Annotated in this window: 22 protein-coding genes; 11 read left to right on the top strand and 11 right to left on the bottom strand. The window is 53.8% G+C overall.

Translation table 11 applies throughout. The features are described 5' to 3' along the window. Nucleotides 1–36 precede the first annotated feature (36 nt). The 7 genes from QWT68_RS02015 to mnhG are packed head-to-tail and all read left to right on the top strand — an operon-like array spanning nucleotide 37 to nucleotide 5,782. Nucleotides 37–2,445: a Na+/H+ antiporter subunit A gene (locus QWT68_RS02015; protein WP_290149271.1), complete on the top strand. Its 2,409-nt coding sequence runs from the start codon at nucleotides 37–39 to the stop codon at nucleotides 2,443–2,445. Beyond that, nucleotides 2,432–2,854, top strand: a complete 423-nt coding sequence (locus tag QWT68_RS02010) for a Na(+)/H(+) antiporter subunit B (RefSeq protein ID WP_040285704.1) — start codon at nucleotides 2,432–2,434, stop codon at nucleotides 2,852–2,854. Before QWT68_RS02015 ends, QWT68_RS02010 begins: the two co-directional genes overlap by 14 nt. Then, the gene (locus tag QWT68_RS02005; protein WP_040285705.1) at nucleotides 2,854–3,195 is read left to right on the top strand and encodes a Na(+)/H(+) antiporter subunit C; all 342 of its coding nucleotides are present in this window, start codon (nucleotides 2,854–2,856) and stop codon (nucleotides 3,193–3,195) included. The genes QWT68_RS02010 and QWT68_RS02005 overlap by 1 nt, the downstream gene beginning before the upstream one ends. Next, nucleotides 3,188–4,669, top strand: a complete 1,482-nt coding sequence (locus tag QWT68_RS02000; RefSeq protein WP_040285706.1) for a Na+/H+ antiporter subunit D — start codon at nucleotides 3,188–3,190, stop codon at nucleotides 4,667–4,669. Before QWT68_RS02005 ends, QWT68_RS02000 begins: the two co-directional genes overlap by 8 nt. A gap of 6 nt (nucleotides 4,670–4,675) precedes the next feature. Further along, nucleotides 4,676–5,155 (top strand): Na+/H+ antiporter subunit E, encoded by a 480-nt coding sequence (locus QWT68_RS01995; RefSeq protein WP_040285707.1) that lies wholly within the window; start codon nucleotides 4,676–4,678, stop codon nucleotides 5,153–5,155. Continuing rightward, complete coding sequence (locus tag QWT68_RS01990) at nucleotides 5,152–5,433, top strand: Na(+)/H(+) antiporter subunit F1 (RefSeq protein WP_290149268.1); 282 nt, start codon at nucleotides 5,152–5,154, stop codon at nucleotides 5,431–5,433. Before QWT68_RS01995 ends, QWT68_RS01990 begins: the two co-directional genes overlap by 4 nt. Beyond that, nucleotides 5,417–5,782, top strand: a complete 366-nt coding sequence (gene mnhG, locus QWT68_RS01985) for a monovalent cation/H(+) antiporter subunit G (RefSeq protein WP_290149266.1) — start codon at nucleotides 5,417–5,419, stop codon at nucleotides 5,780–5,782. Before QWT68_RS01990 ends, mnhG begins: the two co-directional genes overlap by 17 nt. A gap of 79 nt (nucleotides 5,783–5,861) precedes the next feature. Here mnhG and QWT68_RS01980 read toward each other — a convergent pair whose 3' ends face one another. After that, nucleotides 5,862–6,101 carry a hypothetical protein gene (locus tag QWT68_RS01980; protein ID WP_082023256.1) on the bottom strand — a complete coding sequence of 80 codons (240 nt, stop codon included), beginning with the start codon at nucleotides 6,099–6,101 and terminating at the stop codon, nucleotides 5,862–5,864. A 59-nt stretch (nucleotides 6,102–6,160) separates the two neighbouring features. After that, entirely contained in the window at nucleotides 6,161–7,678 is a 1,518-nt protein-coding gene (locus QWT68_RS01975) for a leucyl aminopeptidase (RefSeq protein ID WP_290149264.1), read from the bottom strand. Nucleotides 7,679–7,793: 115 nt separating this feature from the next. Here QWT68_RS01975 and QWT68_RS01970 point away from each other — a divergent pair, with 115 nt between their 5' ends. Further along, on the top strand, nucleotides 7,794–8,270 hold the full coding sequence (locus QWT68_RS01970) for a divergent PAP2 family protein (protein WP_040285712.1): 477 nt from the start codon (nucleotides 7,794–7,796) through the stop codon (nucleotides 8,268–8,270). Nucleotides 8,271–8,304: 34 nt separating this feature from the next. Here QWT68_RS01970 and QWT68_RS01965 read toward each other — a convergent pair whose 3' ends face one another. The 3 genes from QWT68_RS01965 to QWT68_RS01955 all read right to left on the bottom strand — a co-directional run bounded on the left by QWT68_RS01965 (nucleotide 8,305) and on the right by QWT68_RS01955 (nucleotide 10,872). Continuing rightward, nucleotides 8,305–8,577: a YuiB family protein gene (locus QWT68_RS01965; RefSeq protein WP_425313922.1), complete on the bottom strand. Its 273-nt coding sequence runs from the start codon at nucleotides 8,575–8,577 to the stop codon at nucleotides 8,305–8,307. A 420-nt stretch (nucleotides 8,578–8,997) separates the two neighbouring features. Continuing rightward, nucleotides 8,998–10,212: an NAD(P)/FAD-dependent oxidoreductase gene (locus QWT68_RS01960; protein ID WP_040285991.1), complete on the bottom strand. Its 1,215-nt coding sequence runs from the start codon at nucleotides 10,210–10,212 to the stop codon at nucleotides 8,998–9,000. 294 nt (nucleotides 10,213–10,506) lie between these two features. Then, a complete protein-coding gene (locus tag QWT68_RS01955) occupies nucleotides 10,507–10,872 on the bottom strand; it encodes a HesB/IscA family protein (protein ID WP_040285713.1) in 366 nt (121 codons plus the stop codon). 118 nt (nucleotides 10,873–10,990) lie between these two features. On the opposite strand from QWT68_RS01955, the gene QWT68_RS01950 reads away from it, so the two are divergent. After that, nucleotides 10,991–11,668, top strand: a complete 678-nt coding sequence (locus QWT68_RS01950) for a DUF2225 domain-containing protein (RefSeq protein WP_040285714.1) — start codon at nucleotides 10,991–10,993, stop codon at nucleotides 11,666–11,668. Between the two features lie 49 nt (nucleotides 11,669–11,717). Here the strand turns inward: QWT68_RS01950 and QWT68_RS01945 are convergent, their stop codons facing one another. Beyond that, entirely contained in the window at nucleotides 11,718–12,014 is a 297-nt protein-coding gene (locus QWT68_RS01945) for a NifU family protein (RefSeq protein WP_425313919.1), read from the bottom strand. A gap of 23 nt (nucleotides 12,015–12,037) precedes the next feature. On the opposite strand from QWT68_RS01945, the gene QWT68_RS01940 reads away from it, so the two are divergent. After that, on the top strand, nucleotides 12,038–12,367 hold the full coding sequence (locus QWT68_RS01940; protein WP_290149260.1) for a YuzD family protein: 330 nt from the start codon (nucleotides 12,038–12,040) through the stop codon (nucleotides 12,365–12,367). 70 nt (nucleotides 12,368–12,437) lie between these two features. Here the strand turns inward: QWT68_RS01940 and QWT68_RS01935 are convergent, their stop codons facing one another. Then, nucleotides 12,438–13,502, bottom strand: coding sequence for an NAD(P)/FAD-dependent oxidoreductase (locus QWT68_RS01935; RefSeq protein ID WP_040285716.1), 1,065 nt, complete (start codon nucleotides 13,500–13,502; stop codon nucleotides 12,438–12,440). Between the two features lie 139 nt (nucleotides 13,503–13,641). Here QWT68_RS01935 and QWT68_RS01930 point away from each other — a divergent pair, with 139 nt between their 5' ends. Next, the gene (locus QWT68_RS01930; RefSeq protein ID WP_040285992.1) at nucleotides 13,642–13,878 is read left to right on the top strand and encodes a YuzB family protein; all 237 of its coding nucleotides are present in this window, start codon (nucleotides 13,642–13,644) and stop codon (nucleotides 13,876–13,878) included. A 76-nt stretch (nucleotides 13,879–13,954) separates the two neighbouring features. Here QWT68_RS01930 and QWT68_RS01925 read toward each other — a convergent pair whose 3' ends face one another. From QWT68_RS01925 to lipA, 4 genes are all read right to left on the bottom strand, one after another. Continuing rightward, nucleotides 13,955–14,731: a TIGR01457 family HAD-type hydrolase gene (locus QWT68_RS01925; RefSeq protein WP_290149259.1), complete on the bottom strand. Its 777-nt coding sequence runs from the start codon at nucleotides 14,729–14,731 to the stop codon at nucleotides 13,955–13,957. After that, nucleotides 14,718–15,182, bottom strand: coding sequence for a DUF86 domain-containing protein (locus QWT68_RS01920; RefSeq protein WP_290149258.1), 465 nt, complete (start codon nucleotides 15,180–15,182; stop codon nucleotides 14,718–14,720). Before QWT68_RS01920 ends, QWT68_RS01925 begins: the two co-directional genes overlap by 14 nt. 80 nt (nucleotides 15,183–15,262) lie before the next feature. Beyond that, nucleotides 15,263–15,622, bottom strand: coding sequence for a YutD family protein (locus QWT68_RS01915; protein WP_290149257.1), 360 nt, complete (start codon nucleotides 15,620–15,622; stop codon nucleotides 15,263–15,265). A 6-nt stretch (nucleotides 15,623–15,628) separates the two neighbouring features. Further along, nucleotides 15,629–16,576, bottom strand: coding sequence for a lipoyl synthase (lipA, locus tag QWT68_RS01910; protein ID WP_040285993.1), 948 nt, complete (start codon nucleotides 16,574–16,576; stop codon nucleotides 15,629–15,631). Between the last annotated feature and the right edge of the window lie 86 nt (nucleotides 16,577–16,662).

Below are 16,662 nucleotides of genomic sequence, written 5' to 3'. Positions count from 1 at the left end.
TCGACATCTAGTTAGCTTAGGAAAGGGGAAGTTTACGTGGAGTTTGTTTGGTTCATATTTCTGCCGGCAGCCGCTGCCCTGCTCATCCCGGCATTGTTCCGGCGTGTCACCGGCATCCACACAGGCTGGTTTGTCCTGGCTGTTCCGGCTGTGCTGTTCGTCTATTACAGCACATTCGTCCCGCATATTGCAGGCGGAGGACAGTCGGTCTCAGTGTTTGACTGGATTCCTTCACTCGGAATCTCATTTACATCCTATCTGGACGGGCTCAGTCTCCTGTTCACCCTCCTCATCACAGGCATCGGCACCCTGGTCGTCCTGTATTCGATCTTCTACCTGGATCGCCAAAAAGAGAATCTTGGGAACTTCTATGTATATCTGCTGCTTTTCATGACGGCGATGCTCGGTGTCGTCCAGTCTGATAATGTCATCTCGTTATACTTGTTCTGGGAGCTCACTTCCATTTCCTCCTTCCTCTTGATCGGATACTGGTATAAGCGGGACGGTTCCCGTTTCGGCGCGCTGAAGTCGATGATGATCACGGTCGGCGGCGGGCTGATGATGCTCGGGGGATTTGTCCTTCTCGGAACAATGGGCGATACATATTCAATACGCGAACTGATTGTACGGCTGCCTGACTACGCGGGTGATCCGCTGTTCACGCTGGCTGCCGTCCTGCTGCTCCTTGGTGCATTCACCAAGTCTGCCCAGTTCCCGTTCTACATCTGGCTGCCGGATGCGATGGAGGCACCGACACCGGTCAGTGCGTACCTGCACTCGGCGACCATGGTCAAGGCCGGCCTGTATCTGGTCGCACGATTCACGCCGATTTTCGCAGACTCCTCCGTATGGATCTGGCTCGTATCGGGAATCGGCCTGCTCACCCTGATGTGGGGTTCTTTCTTTGCCGTGAAACAGACAGATCTGAAAGGAATCCTGGCGTTTTCAACAGTCAGCCAGCTCGGATTGATCATGTCGCTTCTCGGTGCCGGGGCGATCGCCTACCATACGGACGACAAAATGTTCCGGATTGCGATGTTCGCGGCGATTTTCCACCTTGTCAATCATGCCGTGTTCAAAGGGAGCCTATTCATGGTGGCCGGTATTATCGACCACGAAACCGGCACGCGTGACATCCGTAAGCTCGGCGGGCTCATGAGTCTCATGCCGATCAGCTTCTCGGTCGCTTTCATCGGCGGACTGTCGATGGCCGGACTGCCGCCGTTCGGCGGATTCCTCAGTAAGGAGCTGTTCCTGGAATCCATGGTGAACTTGAAGAATTTCGATTTGTTCAGCTTCGATACGTGGGGCGTCCTGTTCCCCGTCATCGCCTGGATTGCAAGCGTATTCACGTTCGTCTACAGCTTCTACTTCGTCTTCAATACGTTCGCAGGGAAACGGAAAGCGGACAAGCTGCCGAAACAGCCTCACGAGGCACCGGCTGGCATGCTCGTTTCACCTGTGATCCTGGCAGTCGGCGTCATCGTGATCTTCTTCATCCCGAATGTGGTCGGCAAATGGCTGGTCGCGCCTGCAGTGGCAGCTGCCCAGCCGCAGCTCTACAGCTCACCTGCTGCTGCGGAAGTCCATGTAGCCGCCTGGCACGGGTTCGAATCCGTCCCTCTCTGGCTGACAGTCGGCGTCATCGTGTTCGGTTCCGTGCTGTTCGCATCGATTCCGAAATGGCGTGCGGTCTATGCGCTGCAGCCTGAAAAGCTTTCCCTGAATGGACTGTATAACGGCATCATGTCCGCTTCGGAACGCGGTATGAACAAGCTGTCACGCTCCTATATGACAGGGGTCATCCGGACGTACCTCATCTATATGTTCGCATTCCTGTCCGTGATGACGATCGTCATCCTGTTTGCAAAAGGGGCTTTCCGTCTCGATATGGACAGCCTGTCACCGATCACACTGTTCGCTGTCATGAACGCGATTGTGGCCATTCTCGGCGCCGGCATGGTCATCATGTCGAAAAACCGGATTTCCGCCATCATCGCTCTCGGTGCGGTCGGCTATTCCGTCGCTTTGTTCTTCGTCCTGTTCAAAGCACCTGACCTGGCACTCACACAGCTTGTGATCGAAACCATTTCCGTTGCGCTCTTCCTCCTGGCATTCCGGCATCTGCCGGCGATGAAGACCCATGGGGAGACAAAGCAGAACAAAGTGGTCAATGCGGTCATCGCAGGCAGTGTCGGACTTGCGATGACACTCGTCGCCATTTCGGCGCATTCCAACAAACTGATCGACAGCATCTCACAGTTCTATAAGGACACCGTCCACACGGAAGCGGGCGGCGGAAATATCGTGAACGTCATCCTCGTCGATTACCGGGGCTTTGATACACTGTTCGAAATTGCCGTCCTGTCGATCGCAGGCATTGCGGTGCTCGGCATGATCCGTCTCCGCCTTGCAGGAAAGGGGTCAGATGATGAGAAAAAATAACGTCATATTGCAGACGACGACCAAGGTCGCGTTCTTCATCATTTTCCTGTTCTCGATCCATATTTTCTTTGCCGGACACTTTGCCCCGGGCGGCGGGTTCGTCGGCGGGCTGCTGACGACAGGCGCGATCGTGCTTCTGCTGCTCGCGTATGATCTGGAGACGATCCAGGCGACGCTGCCGTTCAATTTCACAATTGTCATCGGCATCGGCCTGCTGCTATCGTTCAGCACAGCTGCCGGCTCGATACTGTTCGACGTTCCGTTTTTCACTCATGCATTCGGCCATTTCGACCTGCCGCTGTTCGGGGATACGGAGCTTCATACGGCGATGCTGTTCGACGCAGGGGTCTACCTCGTCGTCGTCGGTGCTGCCATCACCATCATCCAGTCGATCGGAGGGGATGACTAATGGAATTACTCATGGCTGTCACAGCGGGCCTGCTCTTCACAGCTGCCATCTACTTAATACTGTCCAGAAGTCTCATCAAGGTCGTGCTCGGTACTGGGCTGCTGAGTCACGGCGCCCATCTGTTCATCCTGACGATGGGCGGGCTCGGCGGCGATGCCCCGCCTGTTCTCGCTGACGGAGTGGATTCATTTGCAGATCCTCTCCCCCAGGCGCTGATCCTGACGGCGATCGTCATCAGCTTCGGGGTGACGGCGTTCATCCTCGTGCTGGCGTACCGGACGTATGCTGTCCATAAGACGGATGATCTCAGTCTGATGAAAGGAAATGATGAACATGATTAACCTTTTGTTGTTTCCGATCATCATCCCGTTCTTCACTGCGATCCTGCTGCTGTTCTTCAAGGAGCAAGTTCGCATCCAGCGGGTACTGACGGTTATCGGGCTCAGTGCCGGCATCGCTGCCGCACTTTCTCTTGTTTATAAAGTGAAACAGGACGGGATCCAGTCGATCACGCTCGGCAGCTGGCCGGCGCCGTTCGGCATCACGTTGGTATCCGATATGCTGTCCGCACTCCTCGTGACGACGACACTGATCATCACACTGATCATCGTCATCTACAGCTTCAGCTCGATCGGGCGTGAACGGGAGCGCTTTTTCTACTATCCCGCCATCCTGTTCATGATCACCGGGGTGAATGGCGCATTCACCACGGGAGACATTTTCAACATGTTCGTATTCTTTGAGGTGCTGCTGATTGCGTCCTACCTGCTGATCGTACTCGGCGGTGAAAAGCGGCAGCTCCGTGAGTCCATTAAATACATACTGGTCAATGTCATTTCATCAGCATTCTTCGTCATTACCATTGCGTATTTGTACTCAGTCGTCGGCACGCTCAACATGGCGGATATCGGCGATAAGATTGCAAGCATCGGACAACCGCCGATCCTATCGGTGATCGGTGTGCTGATGATGCTCGTCTTCGGCATCAAAGCGGGGATCTTCCCGCTGTACTTCTGGATGCCCGGTTCATATGCCGCGCCGCCTGTGCCGATTCTGGCACTGTTCGGCGCTCTGCTGACGAAGGTCGGCGTCTACGCCATCATGAGAATCGATACGCTGTTCTTTGTGAGTGACCTGGGCTTCACGCACACGATCCTGCTTGTGCTCGCCCTCCTGACCATTGCAGCCGGCTGTATCGGTGCACTCGCCTATTTCGACTTGAAGCAGATCATCATCTACAATATCCTGATCGCAATCGGTGTCATCCTGTTCGGCGTCGCGCAGATGAACGAACCCGGCATGCAGGGTGCCATCTTCTATCTGCTTCATGACATGCTCATCAAAGGGGCCCTGTTCCTGCTCATCGGCATTATCATCTATGTGACCGGGACATCGAATCTCCGCGAAATGGGCGGTCTCATCAAGACTCATCCGTCCCTCGGCTGGATGTACCTGGTTGCGGCCTTCGGGCTGGCCGGCATCCCCCCGCTCAGCGGGTTCGTCGGCAAGCTCCTGATCGTCCAGGGCGGTTTTGAGCACGGCCGTCTGTTCAGCACGATTGTAATACTGGCTTCCAGTCTCGTCGTCCTGCTTTCCGTCATCCGGATATTCGTCTATGCGTTCTGGGGAGAACCGAAAGTCCTCAGGCCGTCAGACCGCAGCATATACCGCCGGATGATGTTTCCTGCAGTCCTGCTAGTCGCTCTGTCCGTTGCATACGGAGTCGGAACGGAGTGGATTTACCCGTACATCTCGGATGCAGCACATGTGCTGCTCAATCCGGACAGTTACATCACTGCCGTGTTAAAGGAGTAGATCACGTTGGCATTTCAAATCTTATTGAATTTCTTCATCGCAATTACGTGGGTGCTCATTACGGCGACTTTCACTCCATCCACTTTTGTCATCGGCTATTTGATCGGCGTCCTGCTGATCTTACTGACCCGGCGGTTTTTCCGGGACAGGCTTTACTTTTTCCGTCTGTGGGCATGTGTCAAGCTGACGGTCATCTTCTTCAAGGAACTGATCCTGTCGAATATTTCAGTCGCTATGCTCGTCTTGAGGCCTAAGCTGCATCTGCAGCCGATGATCTTCGCGATGCCGACGCTCCTCGAAAAAGACTGGCAGATCACTCTTCTGTCCAGTCTGATCACGCTGACACCGGGTACCATCGTCGTCCATGTCTCAGATGACCAGCGGACGCTGTATGTGCACGCCATCGACGTGGATGATGTTGACGAAGCCATCAATTCCATTCGGGAATCATTTGAAAAAGCGATACTGGAGGTGAGCCGGACATGAAGCTGTTCATATGGATCTGCCTGATCATCGTCTTCCTGTCGATGCTCGGAACGCTGGTGCGGGTCTTCAAAGGGCCTTCGACACCTGACCGGCTGATTGCACTTGACGGGATCGGTATCATGCTCATTTCCATCATCGCCCTGCTGTCCATTGCGTTCGAGACGATGTACTTCATCGATGTCATTCTGCTGATTGCGATCATGTCATTCATCGGCACGGTATCATTCTCGAAATTCATCGAGAAAGGGGCGATCATCGACCGTGATATACGTCGCTAATCTAGTTATCGGGTTCTGCATAGCCGTCGGTGTGTTTTTCACAGTTGTCACGGTGGTCGGTATCCTGCGGCTGCCGGACGTCTATACACGGGCGCACGCCGCTTCCAAGAGCGCCACGCTCGGCGTACTCGGCATCCTGGTCGGGGTGTTCCTCCACTTCTGGTGGATCAAAGGGCATTTCAGTATCCAGCTTCTGCTCGGAAGTGTGTTCCTGTTCATCACCTCTCCGGTCGGCGGTCACTTGATGAGCCGCGCCGCCTACATGTCCGGCGTCAAGCCGACTGACCTTACCGTCGGTGATGACCTGGGTGAAGCGATCGGCGAACAGAAATCCCATGAAGAAGACTGAAAAAGCAGCTTTCCGGTATTGTGCCGGGAAGCTGCTTTTTTCCGTCCTGCCGATACAGCAGGTATAGCCTATTTCAAGGTCACCAATAGCCGTAAGGTGAGTACGGCGGATAATAGCTGTATGGGGAATATCCATATGGAGGATACCCTCCATACGGCGGATATCCACCATATCCGCCTCCGTAACCGCCTCCTCCGTATGGCTGAAACGCATTTCCAATGAAACTGCCGACGAGCCCCCCGAGGAACGGCGCACCGAATCCATAACCGAATCCGCCGCCTCCATAGCCTCCAAAGGAATTACCTCGATAACGTGACATCGTCCTCCCCCTTTCCCACCTATCCTATTCAATGGGCTTACGGGGAGGCAGGCGGCTGCCTATTCCGCGTCCGGCTCTTCCTCCGCCAGGCGCTCGATGAATGTCGCAAGCGTGCGTGACATGACGCCGGTCGCCCCTTTCGGCCCGAGATTATGCGGTGCGCCTGCTTCTGATGTACCCGCGATATCGAGATGGATCCACGGGGTATCGCCTGCAAATTCGCCGACAAACCCCCCGCCGAAAATCATATGGCCGTCACGCCCCGGGGAATTGTTAAGGTCCGCCACATCGCTTGTGCGCAGACGCTTCTTGTCATTCTCGGTGAGCGGCAGCCGCCAGACGAACTCGCCAGTTTCGAGGGAAGCTTCCATGAACGATTCGAAAAATGCCTCATCATTCGTTAAGGCACCCGTCTTATCCTTGCCTAGTGCGACGATGACGCCGCCTGTCAAGGTCGCGACATCGATCAGGCAGTCCGCACCCGACTGCTTCGCGTAAGTGACTGCGTCCGCCAGAACGAGCCGGCCTTCCGCATCCGTATTGAGCACCTCGATCGTCTTGCCGGACAGGGACGTGATGACATCATCCGGTTTGAACGCATCACCTGATACCATGTTGTCTGTCGAAGCGATGACTGCAATGACGTTCTTTTTCGGACGCAGCTCACCGATGATCTGCATTGCGCCGAACACAGCTGCAGCGCCTCCCATATCCCCCTTCATGCCGACCATGCCGTCTTTCGGTTTCAGCGAGTAGCCGCCGGTATCATAGGTGATGCCTTTTCCGACCAGTCCGACAACATCCGTCCAGTCCTCATTGCCGCCCGCATACTTGAGGACGATGAGCCGCGGCTCTTCGACAGACCCTTTGTTGACCGCAAGGATCGCTCCCATGCCGAGTTCTTCCATCTCCTCTTTCCCGAGCACTTCCAGTTCGAAATCATACCGTTCCGCCAGTTGTTCCGCATGCTCCGCCATCTTGACCGCTGTCAGGATATTCGGCGGTGTGTTGACGAGTGTCCGTGCGGAATTGACAGCTTCCGCATGCACTCTTCCCACTTCGGCTGCGGCCTTCAGCTCGTCCTCATCTGCGGTGCTGATCAGTTCAATTTCAGCGAAGCAGAAGTCCTTTTCATTCGACGTCGTTTTATAGTCATCGAATTGGTAGCTGCCCAGAAGCATTCCCTGGATTGCGGCAAATGCAGTGTCATCCGCTTCCAGTGTATCCGTTGTAAAGGAATCCGCCCAGATCGAGACATTTTCCGCTTTCCGTCCTTTCAGCTCTTTTCCGGCTTTCGCGAAGACTTCCAGCAGAATCTGGTCAGTCAGCTTCTTCGCTGGACCGAGGCCGATGAAGAGGACACGTTTGACCGCTGTACCGGAAGCAGCCGGCAGTTTTGTGACCGCTTTCAGATCGGTGGAGACATCCCCTTCTTTCACCCAATCCAGCAGACGTCCGCCGAACAGGTCATTCAGACTGTCCCATCTTTCCAAGTTTTCCGGATGTTCCGGCAGGCCGACGACGAGCACATCGAGCGCCGCCTGTTCGATTTCCTTGTTCGCAATGGTTGTTTTCATTTGACTACCTCCTCATTTTCATACATTCTAATTATATACCAGTTGAGGAGGAAACGAAAAAGATTCTTCGGGTTCCGTACTAATACAATGACTATTTCATACGAGGAGTGCCTGCATGATGATACTGAACAACGTCCCATTGCTCGTTGCGCTGTTTGGGATCCTTTTTGCCCAATTCGTCAAAATACCGATCCACTTCCTGCTGACGCGGGAGCTCGACTGGAAGCTGATGACGTCGACAGGCGGTATGCCAAGCTCCCACTCTGCGGCTGTCACGGCACTTACAACCGCTGTCGCCTATGAGCATGGACTCGATTCGTCCCTGTTTGCGGTATCGGCCATCTTTGCAGTGATCGTCATGTTCGATGCGACGGGCATACGGTATCAGGCCGGCCAGCAGGCGGTCATCATCAACGAAATGCGGAGGGACTTCCAAGTGTTCGTCAGTGAAGCGAAAGACTGGGTCCAGAAAGACGATGAGCAGAAGATGCAGGAACTCAAGACCCTTCTCGGCCACAAGCCGAATGAAGTGGCCGCTGGCGCGATCACCGGCATCCTGATCTCCGTTATCACCTATACCTTCATACTATGACAAAACGCCCGGACAAAGCCGTCCGGGCGTTTCGTTAAAACATCTGATAACCCTGCTTACGCAAGAGCTTGCTGACGATACCTGAGATGATCGCACCGAGCATTCCGCTCGACAGGATGACGATGTCGACGGTGTGGAGCGCCATCAGTTTCTCTCCGAGCAGGCTGAATGCATGACCCGGTTTCGTGATGTATTCATATGCCTTCACTTCATCTATGATCAGGATGACGACAATCGGGTAGATGACCGCCATGATCCACGACATGCGCAATAGCATATTCAGCAAAAAACCGATGCCGAAGAACATGACGATAAAGATGAGGACTGACAGGATGATCTCTGTGAGTGAAATTGTTCCCAAATCGATGACCTCCATTTTCCTTAGTCTAGTTTACCGGATTCCTCCCCCCCTTTCAACAGCCTGGACAACTGTCATGAAGTTGTCGAAAAAGCAAAAGACTTGGGGATCATACTGCAAACCGGCCCGTTTCCCTTCGCTGCAAAAGGCACGCTTTCCGCGGGGCGCCCTTGAGCCTCCTCATCGCTCCGCTTTTGCGGAGTCTCAAGACTGGCGCTGGTTCCCGCAGGAGTCGGCCTTTTTCCGCTCAGGTACACTCTGTTCACGCATTAGTAAATACTTGCAGCAAATAGAAAATGCGCAGAGGATGTAATTCCTCTGCGCATTTTTGCGTTCCTATCGAATCTCGTCAACTTTAAACTGCATGTCTTACAGGAAATCGAATTTCCCTTTTTTGAATGTCAGTCCGGCACCGCCGATCAAGTACAGCGCGCGGTTGTCGACCATCTTTTTCATGAACGAGGCTTTCGCGCCGGTCATCTTCTTGCCGAACGCGACACCGATCGCGTCACTTGAGCCGAGCGACGCAATGCTGCCCTTCAAGTCCGGCACAAATGGAGATGTCGGCTGGCCTTTCATGAGAGCTATGAGGTTGTTCGCACACATGTCGCCCTGCTGCATCGCGATCTGCGCAGTCGGCGGATACGGCCGGTTGACCTCTTCGTTGATCATCAGTGCGCAGTCCCCGACGATGAACACATCATCGTATCCAGGCGCGCGCAGGTCTTTTTCGACTTTGACACGGGCACGCATATTTTCGATGCCCGTTTCTTCAATAAGGCGGTTGCCGCGGACGCCTGCAGCCCAGACCACAGTCCCCGCCTCGATGAATTCGAATTCGTCCTCGCCCTTTTTGAGCTTGACGCCTTCCGGTGTCGCTTCGACGACCGGTGTGCCGATCGAAAACTCGATGCCTTTGGACTTGAGCTGGCGCACTGCATAATCGACGAGTTCCGGGTCGAATCCGGGAAGCACCATCGGCGCAGCCTCAACACAAAGGACTTTCACTTTGTCCGCCGGCACGTCGAATTCTTCACAAAGTTTCGGGATACGGTCCCCGAGTTCGCCAAGGAACTCGATGCCGGTGAACCCGGCGCCGCCGACGATGATGGTCAGACGGCTGTCGGACTTCTCTTCTTCTTGCGACCAAGTGGCGAACTGGTACTCGATATGCTCGCGGATCTGACGTGCAGCGTTTACATTGGCGATCGAAAGCGCATATCTGTCGAGACCCGGGATACCGAACGTCTCGCCTTCGAATCCGAGTGCGATGACGAGATAGTCGTACGTGAAGTCTCCGGCAGTCGATGCGACGGTCTTCCCGCTGACATCGATTCCTGTCACTTCCGCTTTGACGAATGTCACTTTATCCTTTTTAATGACGCGGCTGATATCGTACCGCACCTGCTCGGGGCTCAGTGTCCCGGCAGCTGCTTCATGGAGCCAGGTCGATTCGTAGTGGTAATCGTTTTTGTTGATGAGGATGATTTCGGCTTCGTCTGTTCCAAGTGACTTCTGAAGGTTCACTACAGTAGACAATCCGCCATATCCGGCGCCTAACACGAGGATTGTAGGTCTTTTCACGGCAATCGGTTCCACCTTTACATGTATGATGTGCCGGTTTGCAAAAATCGTGCGACCCTGCAATCCAGCGCGGTTATTTCGTTTCCACATATTATAGTAGCCTTTTTACCATGCCAATTCAATAGCAGTTTCGGTTTCTTATGATTGCTGTCGAAATAAGTTCGGATGAACTTCACAATTCACGGAAGTGTAGTTTACGCTGAGCGGGCCCTGCACCCGGGCCATACGAAAAGCCCTCCGCCGGCTGACACCGGTGAAGGGCTTTCCTGAAATGCATCATGTGCAAATGGCCGATCAGTCGCAGCTCGCCGGCGCGCCGGCTTTCTTTGCTGTGCGGAATGAAGTCCCGCATCCGCATGATGCAATCGCATTCGGATTTTCGATTGTGAATCCGCCGCCCATGAGAGACTCCTTGTAATCGATTTCCGTTCCGGCCAGGATGTCGGTATCTTCGGAAGAGACGACAATCTGGATACCGTGCAGTTCAAGCATCTGATCCGTATCATGCTGTTCCTTGTCGAATCCCATGCCGTATGTCAGTCCGCTGCAGCCGCCGCCATTGACCGAGACACGGAGGAAAGAGCCTTCTTCCCCGTTATGCTCCATCATCTGTTTGACGCGGTATGCAGCTGATTCCGATAAGTTGATCAGTTGTGTCATATGATCTCCTCCTAATTTGTTTCTATTATATCAATATTAAAATTTCCAATCCAACAAAATCCCTTTGGTCCTGTCTGTTTGGTATACTGGGAAGGAATGCATGAAAGGATGATCTGCCATGGAAGTGACCCCGCTCTATGATAAGAAGATGACTTGCCTGAACTGCAAGGAGCACTTCACGACGACAAAGGTGCGGTCCCGGTTTGCAAGAGTCGCGTCGACCGATAGCGATTTCAAACCGAATTACAAGGACCGTGCCGTAAACCCCCTTTTCTATAATATTGCCGTATGCCCGGCGTGCGGCTTTTCGTTTACGGAGGACTTCGCTCCGTACTTTGCGCCGGGAACGAAAGAACAGATCGCTGCGGTCATCACTGCCGGCTGGCAGCCGCGCTCCCTCGGCGGCGAGCGGACACTCGAAGAAGCGATAGATGCCTATAAGCTCGGCTATCTGAGCGCAATGGTGAAACGGGAGAAAGCACTTACGATTGCGGGTATTGCAGTACGGACGGCCTGGCTGTACCGTGAGTCAGACAGCCAGGGAGAAGAAACACGATTTCTGAAATTGGCACGCAATCTGTACGAAGAAGCCTATTCCAACGACGATCATGCCGGCACGCAGATGTCGGAATCCCGTGTCCTCTATATGATCGCGGAACTCTCCTGGCGCATCGGTGATCGGGAAAAAGCGATCCAGCACTTCTCCCGCATCATCGAACACCAGCGGATATCCACGGAGCCTCAGCTCATTGACATGACGAAGGAGCGGTGGCAGGAAATCCGGAACGAAACGTAAAACAGGAACAGGCCCGGTCGGCCCATTCCTGTCAGGTTGCAGCGGAAGATCAGAATACTTGCTCCACTTCCACGACACCGGGCACTTCTTCGAGAAGCGCACGCTCGATGCCGGCTTTCAATGTGATCGTCGAACTAGGGCACGTACCGCATGCGCCAAGCAGGCGCAGTTTAACGATCCCGTCTTCCACGTCGATCAATTCACAGTCACCGCCGTCACGCAATAGGAACGGACGCAATTTATTCAAAACTTCCTGGACGGATTCGTTCATGGTAGCTTCAGTCATTGGTTGTAAACTCCCCTTTCCTTTATATTCATTATAAACTGGATCACCCGAAAAATCCATTGAAGAATCAGGAGGCGTTGTTGATGGAGACAAAACATGTCCTAGTTGAAGTATACGGTGCAGAGGTGGTCTGTGCAAGCTGCGTGAACGCACCGACCTCGAAAGATACGTATGAATGGCTCGATGCCGCAATCCGGAGGAAATATCCAGATCAGCCATTTGAAATAGTATATATCGATATCGATTCTGTCATTACGGATGCTCGGCAGGCCGATATTGCCGCCAAGGTGCAAGATGATGAGTACTTCTATCCGCTTGTTCTTGTCAATGAGGAAGTGCTCGGCGAAGGACACATCCAGCTGAAGCGGGTGTACCGGGAACTCGAGAAGAACGGTTACATCCCTGCCGGCTGAGTGATAATCGCGAATTTATAAATGAGAACAAAAAATCGCACGCTGCCGGCCGGCACGTGCGATTTTCTCTTCAGCCGTTATGCCATTTGTACATCCAGAGAACACCCGATTTCAGCAGCCGGGCGATCCTGCCTGTGACAGTGCGGTCAGCGAGATAGGCGAATCCCTGCTTCTTGCCGAGCGATCCCATGAATCCTTTCAGCTTGATATCCGGCATCGTGTCCGGCAGTTTTTCCCCATTCCACGTGTGGCGGAGCACCGTGACGATCTGTTCCGCCTGACCTTCTGCCAGCTGCGCGCTCGGCGCATGCGGGAGTGAGGCGATATCACCGACTGCATACACGTCTTCACGGCCCGGTATCTGGTGATACTGATTGAGCACAACACGGTTGGACTTGTCTTTTTCGACATCGAGGTCACGAACCACTTTTGTCGGCTGGATGCCGGCAGTCCAGACGACTGCGTCGACTTCGATGCGGTCCTCGTGATTGAACAGGCGGTTTTCTTCCACCCTTGTAATGTTGGAGTTTGCAATGACGTCGACATCGTGCTTGTCGAACCAGCTCTGGATGAAATTACTCAGGCGCTCCGGAAAATCACGCAGGATCCGGGGACCGCGGTCGAACAGTTTGATGTTCAGATCCGAACGGCTTTCCCGCAGCTCGCTTGCCAGTTCAATTCCGCTGAGTCCCGCGCCGACGATCGCGACGGTGGCACCGCCGCTCAAGTTCAGCAGTTTCCTGTACGTTTCCCGGGACTGGCCGATCGTCTGGATGCTCGATGTATACTCTTGTGCACCCGGGACGTCATGGTAGTTGTCTTCACAGCCGAGTCCGATGACCAGCTGATCATAGGGCACTTTCCTTCCATCTGCGAGCAGGACGCATTTCTCATCCAACTCGATGGATGCAATTTCGCCTTCCGTCACTTTGAGCCGTTCGTGGGTCGGCAGCTGGACACGCACATCGCTGTCAGGGACTGTGCCGGAAGCGAGGGCATAGAATTCCGTTTTCAAGCTGTGGAAGGAGGTGCGGTCAACGAGCGTCACCTCGACATCTTCGGGCAGATTGCTGAGGATCCGGCTCAGGATTCTCATATTGCCGTATCCGGCGCCCAATAATACTAGTTTCTTCATAATAGTCTCCTTTGCCTGAGAGATTTCCGATCGTTCTTCATTCCTGAGTATAACAGTTTGTGACTTCCTTCACAATAAGGCAAGTGTTTTGACGGCTTCGGGAAAAAAGAGTACCATCGGATAAGGTGAGGTGATGGATGTGAACCCGATAGTGGAGTTCTGCATCAGTAATTTAGCGAATGGTTCTCAAGAAACCCTCGAGACGCTCGAAAGGGATCCGAATATCGACGTACTGGAATACGGCTGTCTCAGCTATTGTACACTTTGTGCAGAGTCGCTGTATGCCCTGGTGAATGGTGAAGTCGTCGAGGGGGACAGTCCCGCCGAGCTGACGGAAAATATTTATCAGTTCATCGAAGAGAACCCTCTTTTTTAATAGAACAAATGGAGAAGGCTGTCCTGCCGGGTCGTTGTTGCGACCTTACAGGACAGCCTTTTCAATTGTACGGCCTTCAGAATAACTGATGATCTTTCCAGTCGGCAAGTGATTTGAATACATGCGTAGGCTGTTCAGGTTTGCTGAGGACGAGCTCACGCGGTGTAACACCGCCTTCAAGATGGATCGTATCGATGCCGTACCGGATGCCCGACAGAATATCCGTATCATAATTATCACCGATCATGATCATCTCATCTTTCCGGACACCGCTCTCCTGGCGGATGAATTCCAGCATATATGATTCCGGTTTGCCGACGATGACCGGCGCCACACCTGTGGAGGACCGGACCAGTTCGGCAAACGCCCCGTTCCCCGGAACGAGCCCTTCTTTGCCAGGCACGGACAAATCTCCATTCGTCGCGATGAATTCAGCACCTGCCCGGATGGAAAGGCAGGCATCCGCAAGCTTGTCATACGTAATGCCGTGATCGATTCCCATGACCACCACGTCTCCGCCCCGGCTGACGGTCCGGATGCCCTTCTCCGCAAGCGCCTCTTCCAGCCCTGCTTCCCCGATCATCTGGATGGTCCTGCCGTGCAGCTCCCGTGCGCAGTATTCAGCAGCGGCAATGGCGGACGTCATAATGTGCGATTCATCCGTCTCGATACCGAATGCCGCAAGCTTCCGAACGATCTGTTCGCGGGTATGCGAAGAATTGTTCGTGATGAAATACGCATCGGCTGAAGTGCCTGCCAGCGACTTGAGGAACGCGACCGATTCTTCGATCGGCTCGGTTTCTTTGTACACAGTGCCGTCCAGATCGAAGCAGACCGCCTTATAATGTGTCACTGGATGACTCCTCCGGAAGGAACGCGGACACAGGACCAAGCTCGTTTTCGAGATAGGTCAGCACCCGCTCCGGGAACCGCTTGAGTACCGGCAGACTGCCGTGCAGTGTCTTCGTCACTTCGTCGAGGTCGACGTGCGTGAAATCGCGGACAAGCATTTTGCGCAGGCCGATCACGTCTTTCAGCGGCCGGTCCATGTCAGGATCGATGACTTTCTCATCGTTCATGATGTCGATGATGTCATCATAGCTGCCGGGATCCCGCATGATGAAACCGTCAATCATCGAATTGCCGACATCGATGACGGATTCAATCACACTCTGGGCGATCCGCTCCAATGCAAGTTTTTTCAAGGAGTTTTCCTGCCAGCCGCTCTCCGACGAGAACTGTGCGAGCAATTCTTCCATATAGGCCAGTGTTTCACTGATCTTCTTCCTGTCGATAAAATACATACAGACGCCTCCAGTGTGTAAGTTTCTCTGCCACAGCAAACAGGCGCCGCCGAAGTTTCTGACTGACGCCTGCCGATCGATCATGAAGTTTTCTTAGCGGTCTTCACAGGTCCGTCCTTCGGCTGCTGGGATGCATCCGGCTGCTCTTTCTTCACTTTGCCGATTTTCTTCAGGACGAAGTGCGCACAGCCGAAATTGCAGTACTCGTACAGATAGTCCTGAAGTGTACTTATTTTGGTTTCGTAGGTGGCCTTCGAACTGCGGTCATCGAAGAACCCTTTGAGCCGCAGCTGGCCATATCCCCAGTCACCGAGAATATAATCGTACTTGGACAGTATTTCGCTGTATCGGCTTTCCAACGCTTCACTATTGAACCCGTCACGGTGATTTTCGATCACTTCGAATTCAACCTGATCCAGCGTAATCCGCTGTTCTGTCATGCTGACTCAGCCTTTCACCGTCAAGGACTCCAGTTCCTCTTCGCCCTTGCGCTGGCGTTCCTTTGCCGCGCTGTTCACCTGTTCGTCCGCATGATAGCTGGAACGTACGAGCGGACCGGACTGGCAGTGGGAGAAGCCTTTGCTCATCGCGATATCGAAGAGCTGCCTGAATTCCTTTGGCGTATAATATTTTTGGACAGCCAGATGTTTTTTCGTCGGCTGCAAGTATTGCCCGATCGTCATGATATCCACACCATTTGCACGCAGGTCGTCCATCGTTTCGATGATCTCTTCCCATGTTTCACCGACCCCGAGCATGATCGAAGACTTGGTCGGAATATCCGGATGCATTTCCTTTGCCCGGCGCAGCAGTTCGAGCGACCGGTCGTATTTCGCACGCGCCCGCACCCGCGGCGTCATCCGTCTCACCGTTTCGATGTTATGGTTGAGTATATCCGGCTTCGCATCCATCAGGCGCTTAATGTTGTCATACTCCCCGCCCATATCGGAAGGGAGCACTTCCACTGTCGTGAACGGATTCTTTCTCCGGATCGCACGGATGGTCTCCGCGAACACCCCGGATCCGCCGTCTTTCTGATCGTCCCGCGCAACCGCCGTCACAACGACGTGCTTCAGATTCATGAGCGCGACCGAGTCCGCGACCCGCTCCGGTTCTGCCAGATCCAGTTCGGTCGGCAGACCTGTTTTCACCGCACAGAAACGGCAGGCCCGTGTGCACGTATCCCCGAGGATCATGAACGTAGCTGTTCGCCGTTCCCCCCAGCATTCATGGATGTTCGGACAGCGTGCTTCCTCACAGACCGTATGCAGATTCTTTTCACGCATCAGCTTCTTCAGATCTGTATAGTTTTCATTCGTGTTCAGTTTGATTTTCAGCCAATCCGGTTTCCGGATGTGCTCTTTTTTCGTTCCCGTCCCAGGTGTGCAAGACATCGTGACATCGACTCCATTCCCTTTAAACATTTTCAGAATTCCCGCTTCAGTAAATGTACCATACTATCCGGCGGCGGACAACATAC

Source organism: Sporosarcina trichiuri, assembly GCF_030406775.1.
Lineage (GTDB): Bacteria > Bacillota > Bacilli > Bacillales_A > Planococcaceae > Sporosarcina > Sporosarcina trichiuri.
Note: the sequence above shows the minus strand (reverse complement) of the source record. Positions and strands in the feature narration are given on the sequence as shown.

What these genes read in the sequence shown, in the direction of transcription:
- QWT68_RS01975 (WP_290149264.1), bottom strand. Translation starts at nt 7,678, where the DNA reads ATGAAAACAACCATTGCGAACAAGGAAATCGAACAGGCGGCGCTCGAT.
- QWT68_RS01980 (WP_082023256.1), bottom strand. Translation starts at nt 6,101, where the DNA reads ATGTCACGTTATCGAGGTAATTCCTTTGGAGGCTATGGAGGCGGCGGA.
- QWT68_RS01970 (WP_040285712.1), top strand. Translation starts at nt 7,794, where the DNA reads ATGATGATACTGAACAACGTCCCATTGCTCGTTGCGCTGTTTGGGATC.
- QWT68_RS01935 (WP_040285716.1), bottom strand. Translation starts at nt 13,502, where the DNA reads ATGAAGAAACTAGTATTATTGGGCGCCGGATACGGCAATATGAGAATC.
- QWT68_RS01965 (WP_425313922.1), bottom strand. Translation starts at nt 8,577, where the DNA reads ATGTTCTTCGGCATCGGTTTTTTGCTGAATATGCTATTGCGCATGTCG.
- QWT68_RS01915 (WP_290149257.1), bottom strand. Translation starts at nt 15,622, where the DNA reads ATGACAGAACAGCGGATTACGCTGGATCAGGTTGAATTCGAAGTGATC.
- QWT68_RS01950 (WP_040285714.1), top strand. Translation starts at nt 10,991, where the DNA reads ATGGAAGTGACCCCGCTCTATGATAAGAAGATGACTTGCCTGAACTGC.
- QWT68_RS01955 (WP_040285713.1), bottom strand. Translation starts at nt 10,872, where the DNA reads ATGACACAACTGATCAACTTATCGGAATCAGCTGCATACCGCGTCAAA.
- lipA (WP_040285993.1), bottom strand. Translation starts at nt 16,576, where the DNA reads ATGTCTTGCACACCTGGGACGGGAACGAAAAAAGAGCACATCCGGAAA.
- QWT68_RS01940 (WP_290149260.1), top strand. Translation starts at nt 12,038, where the DNA reads ATGGAGACAAAACATGTCCTAGTTGAAGTATACGGTGCAGAGGTGGTC.
- QWT68_RS01990 (WP_290149268.1), top strand. Translation starts at nt 5,152, where the DNA reads ATGAAGCTGTTCATATGGATCTGCCTGATCATCGTCTTCCTGTCGATG.
- QWT68_RS02010 (WP_040285704.1), top strand. Translation starts at nt 2,432, where the DNA reads ATGAGAAAAAATAACGTCATATTGCAGACGACGACCAAGGTCGCGTTC.
- QWT68_RS02005 (WP_040285705.1), top strand. Translation starts at nt 2,854, where the DNA reads ATGGAATTACTCATGGCTGTCACAGCGGGCCTGCTCTTCACAGCTGCC.
- QWT68_RS01945 (WP_425313919.1), bottom strand. Translation starts at nt 12,014, where the DNA reads ATGGATTTTTCGGGTGATCCAGTTTATAATGAATATAAAGGAAAGGGG.
- QWT68_RS02000 (WP_040285706.1), top strand. Translation starts at nt 3,188, where the DNA reads ATGATTAACCTTTTGTTGTTTCCGATCATCATCCCGTTCTTCACTGCG.
- QWT68_RS01920 (WP_290149258.1), bottom strand. Translation starts at nt 15,182, where the DNA reads ATGTATTTTATCGACAGGAAGAAGATCAGTGAAACACTGGCCTATATG.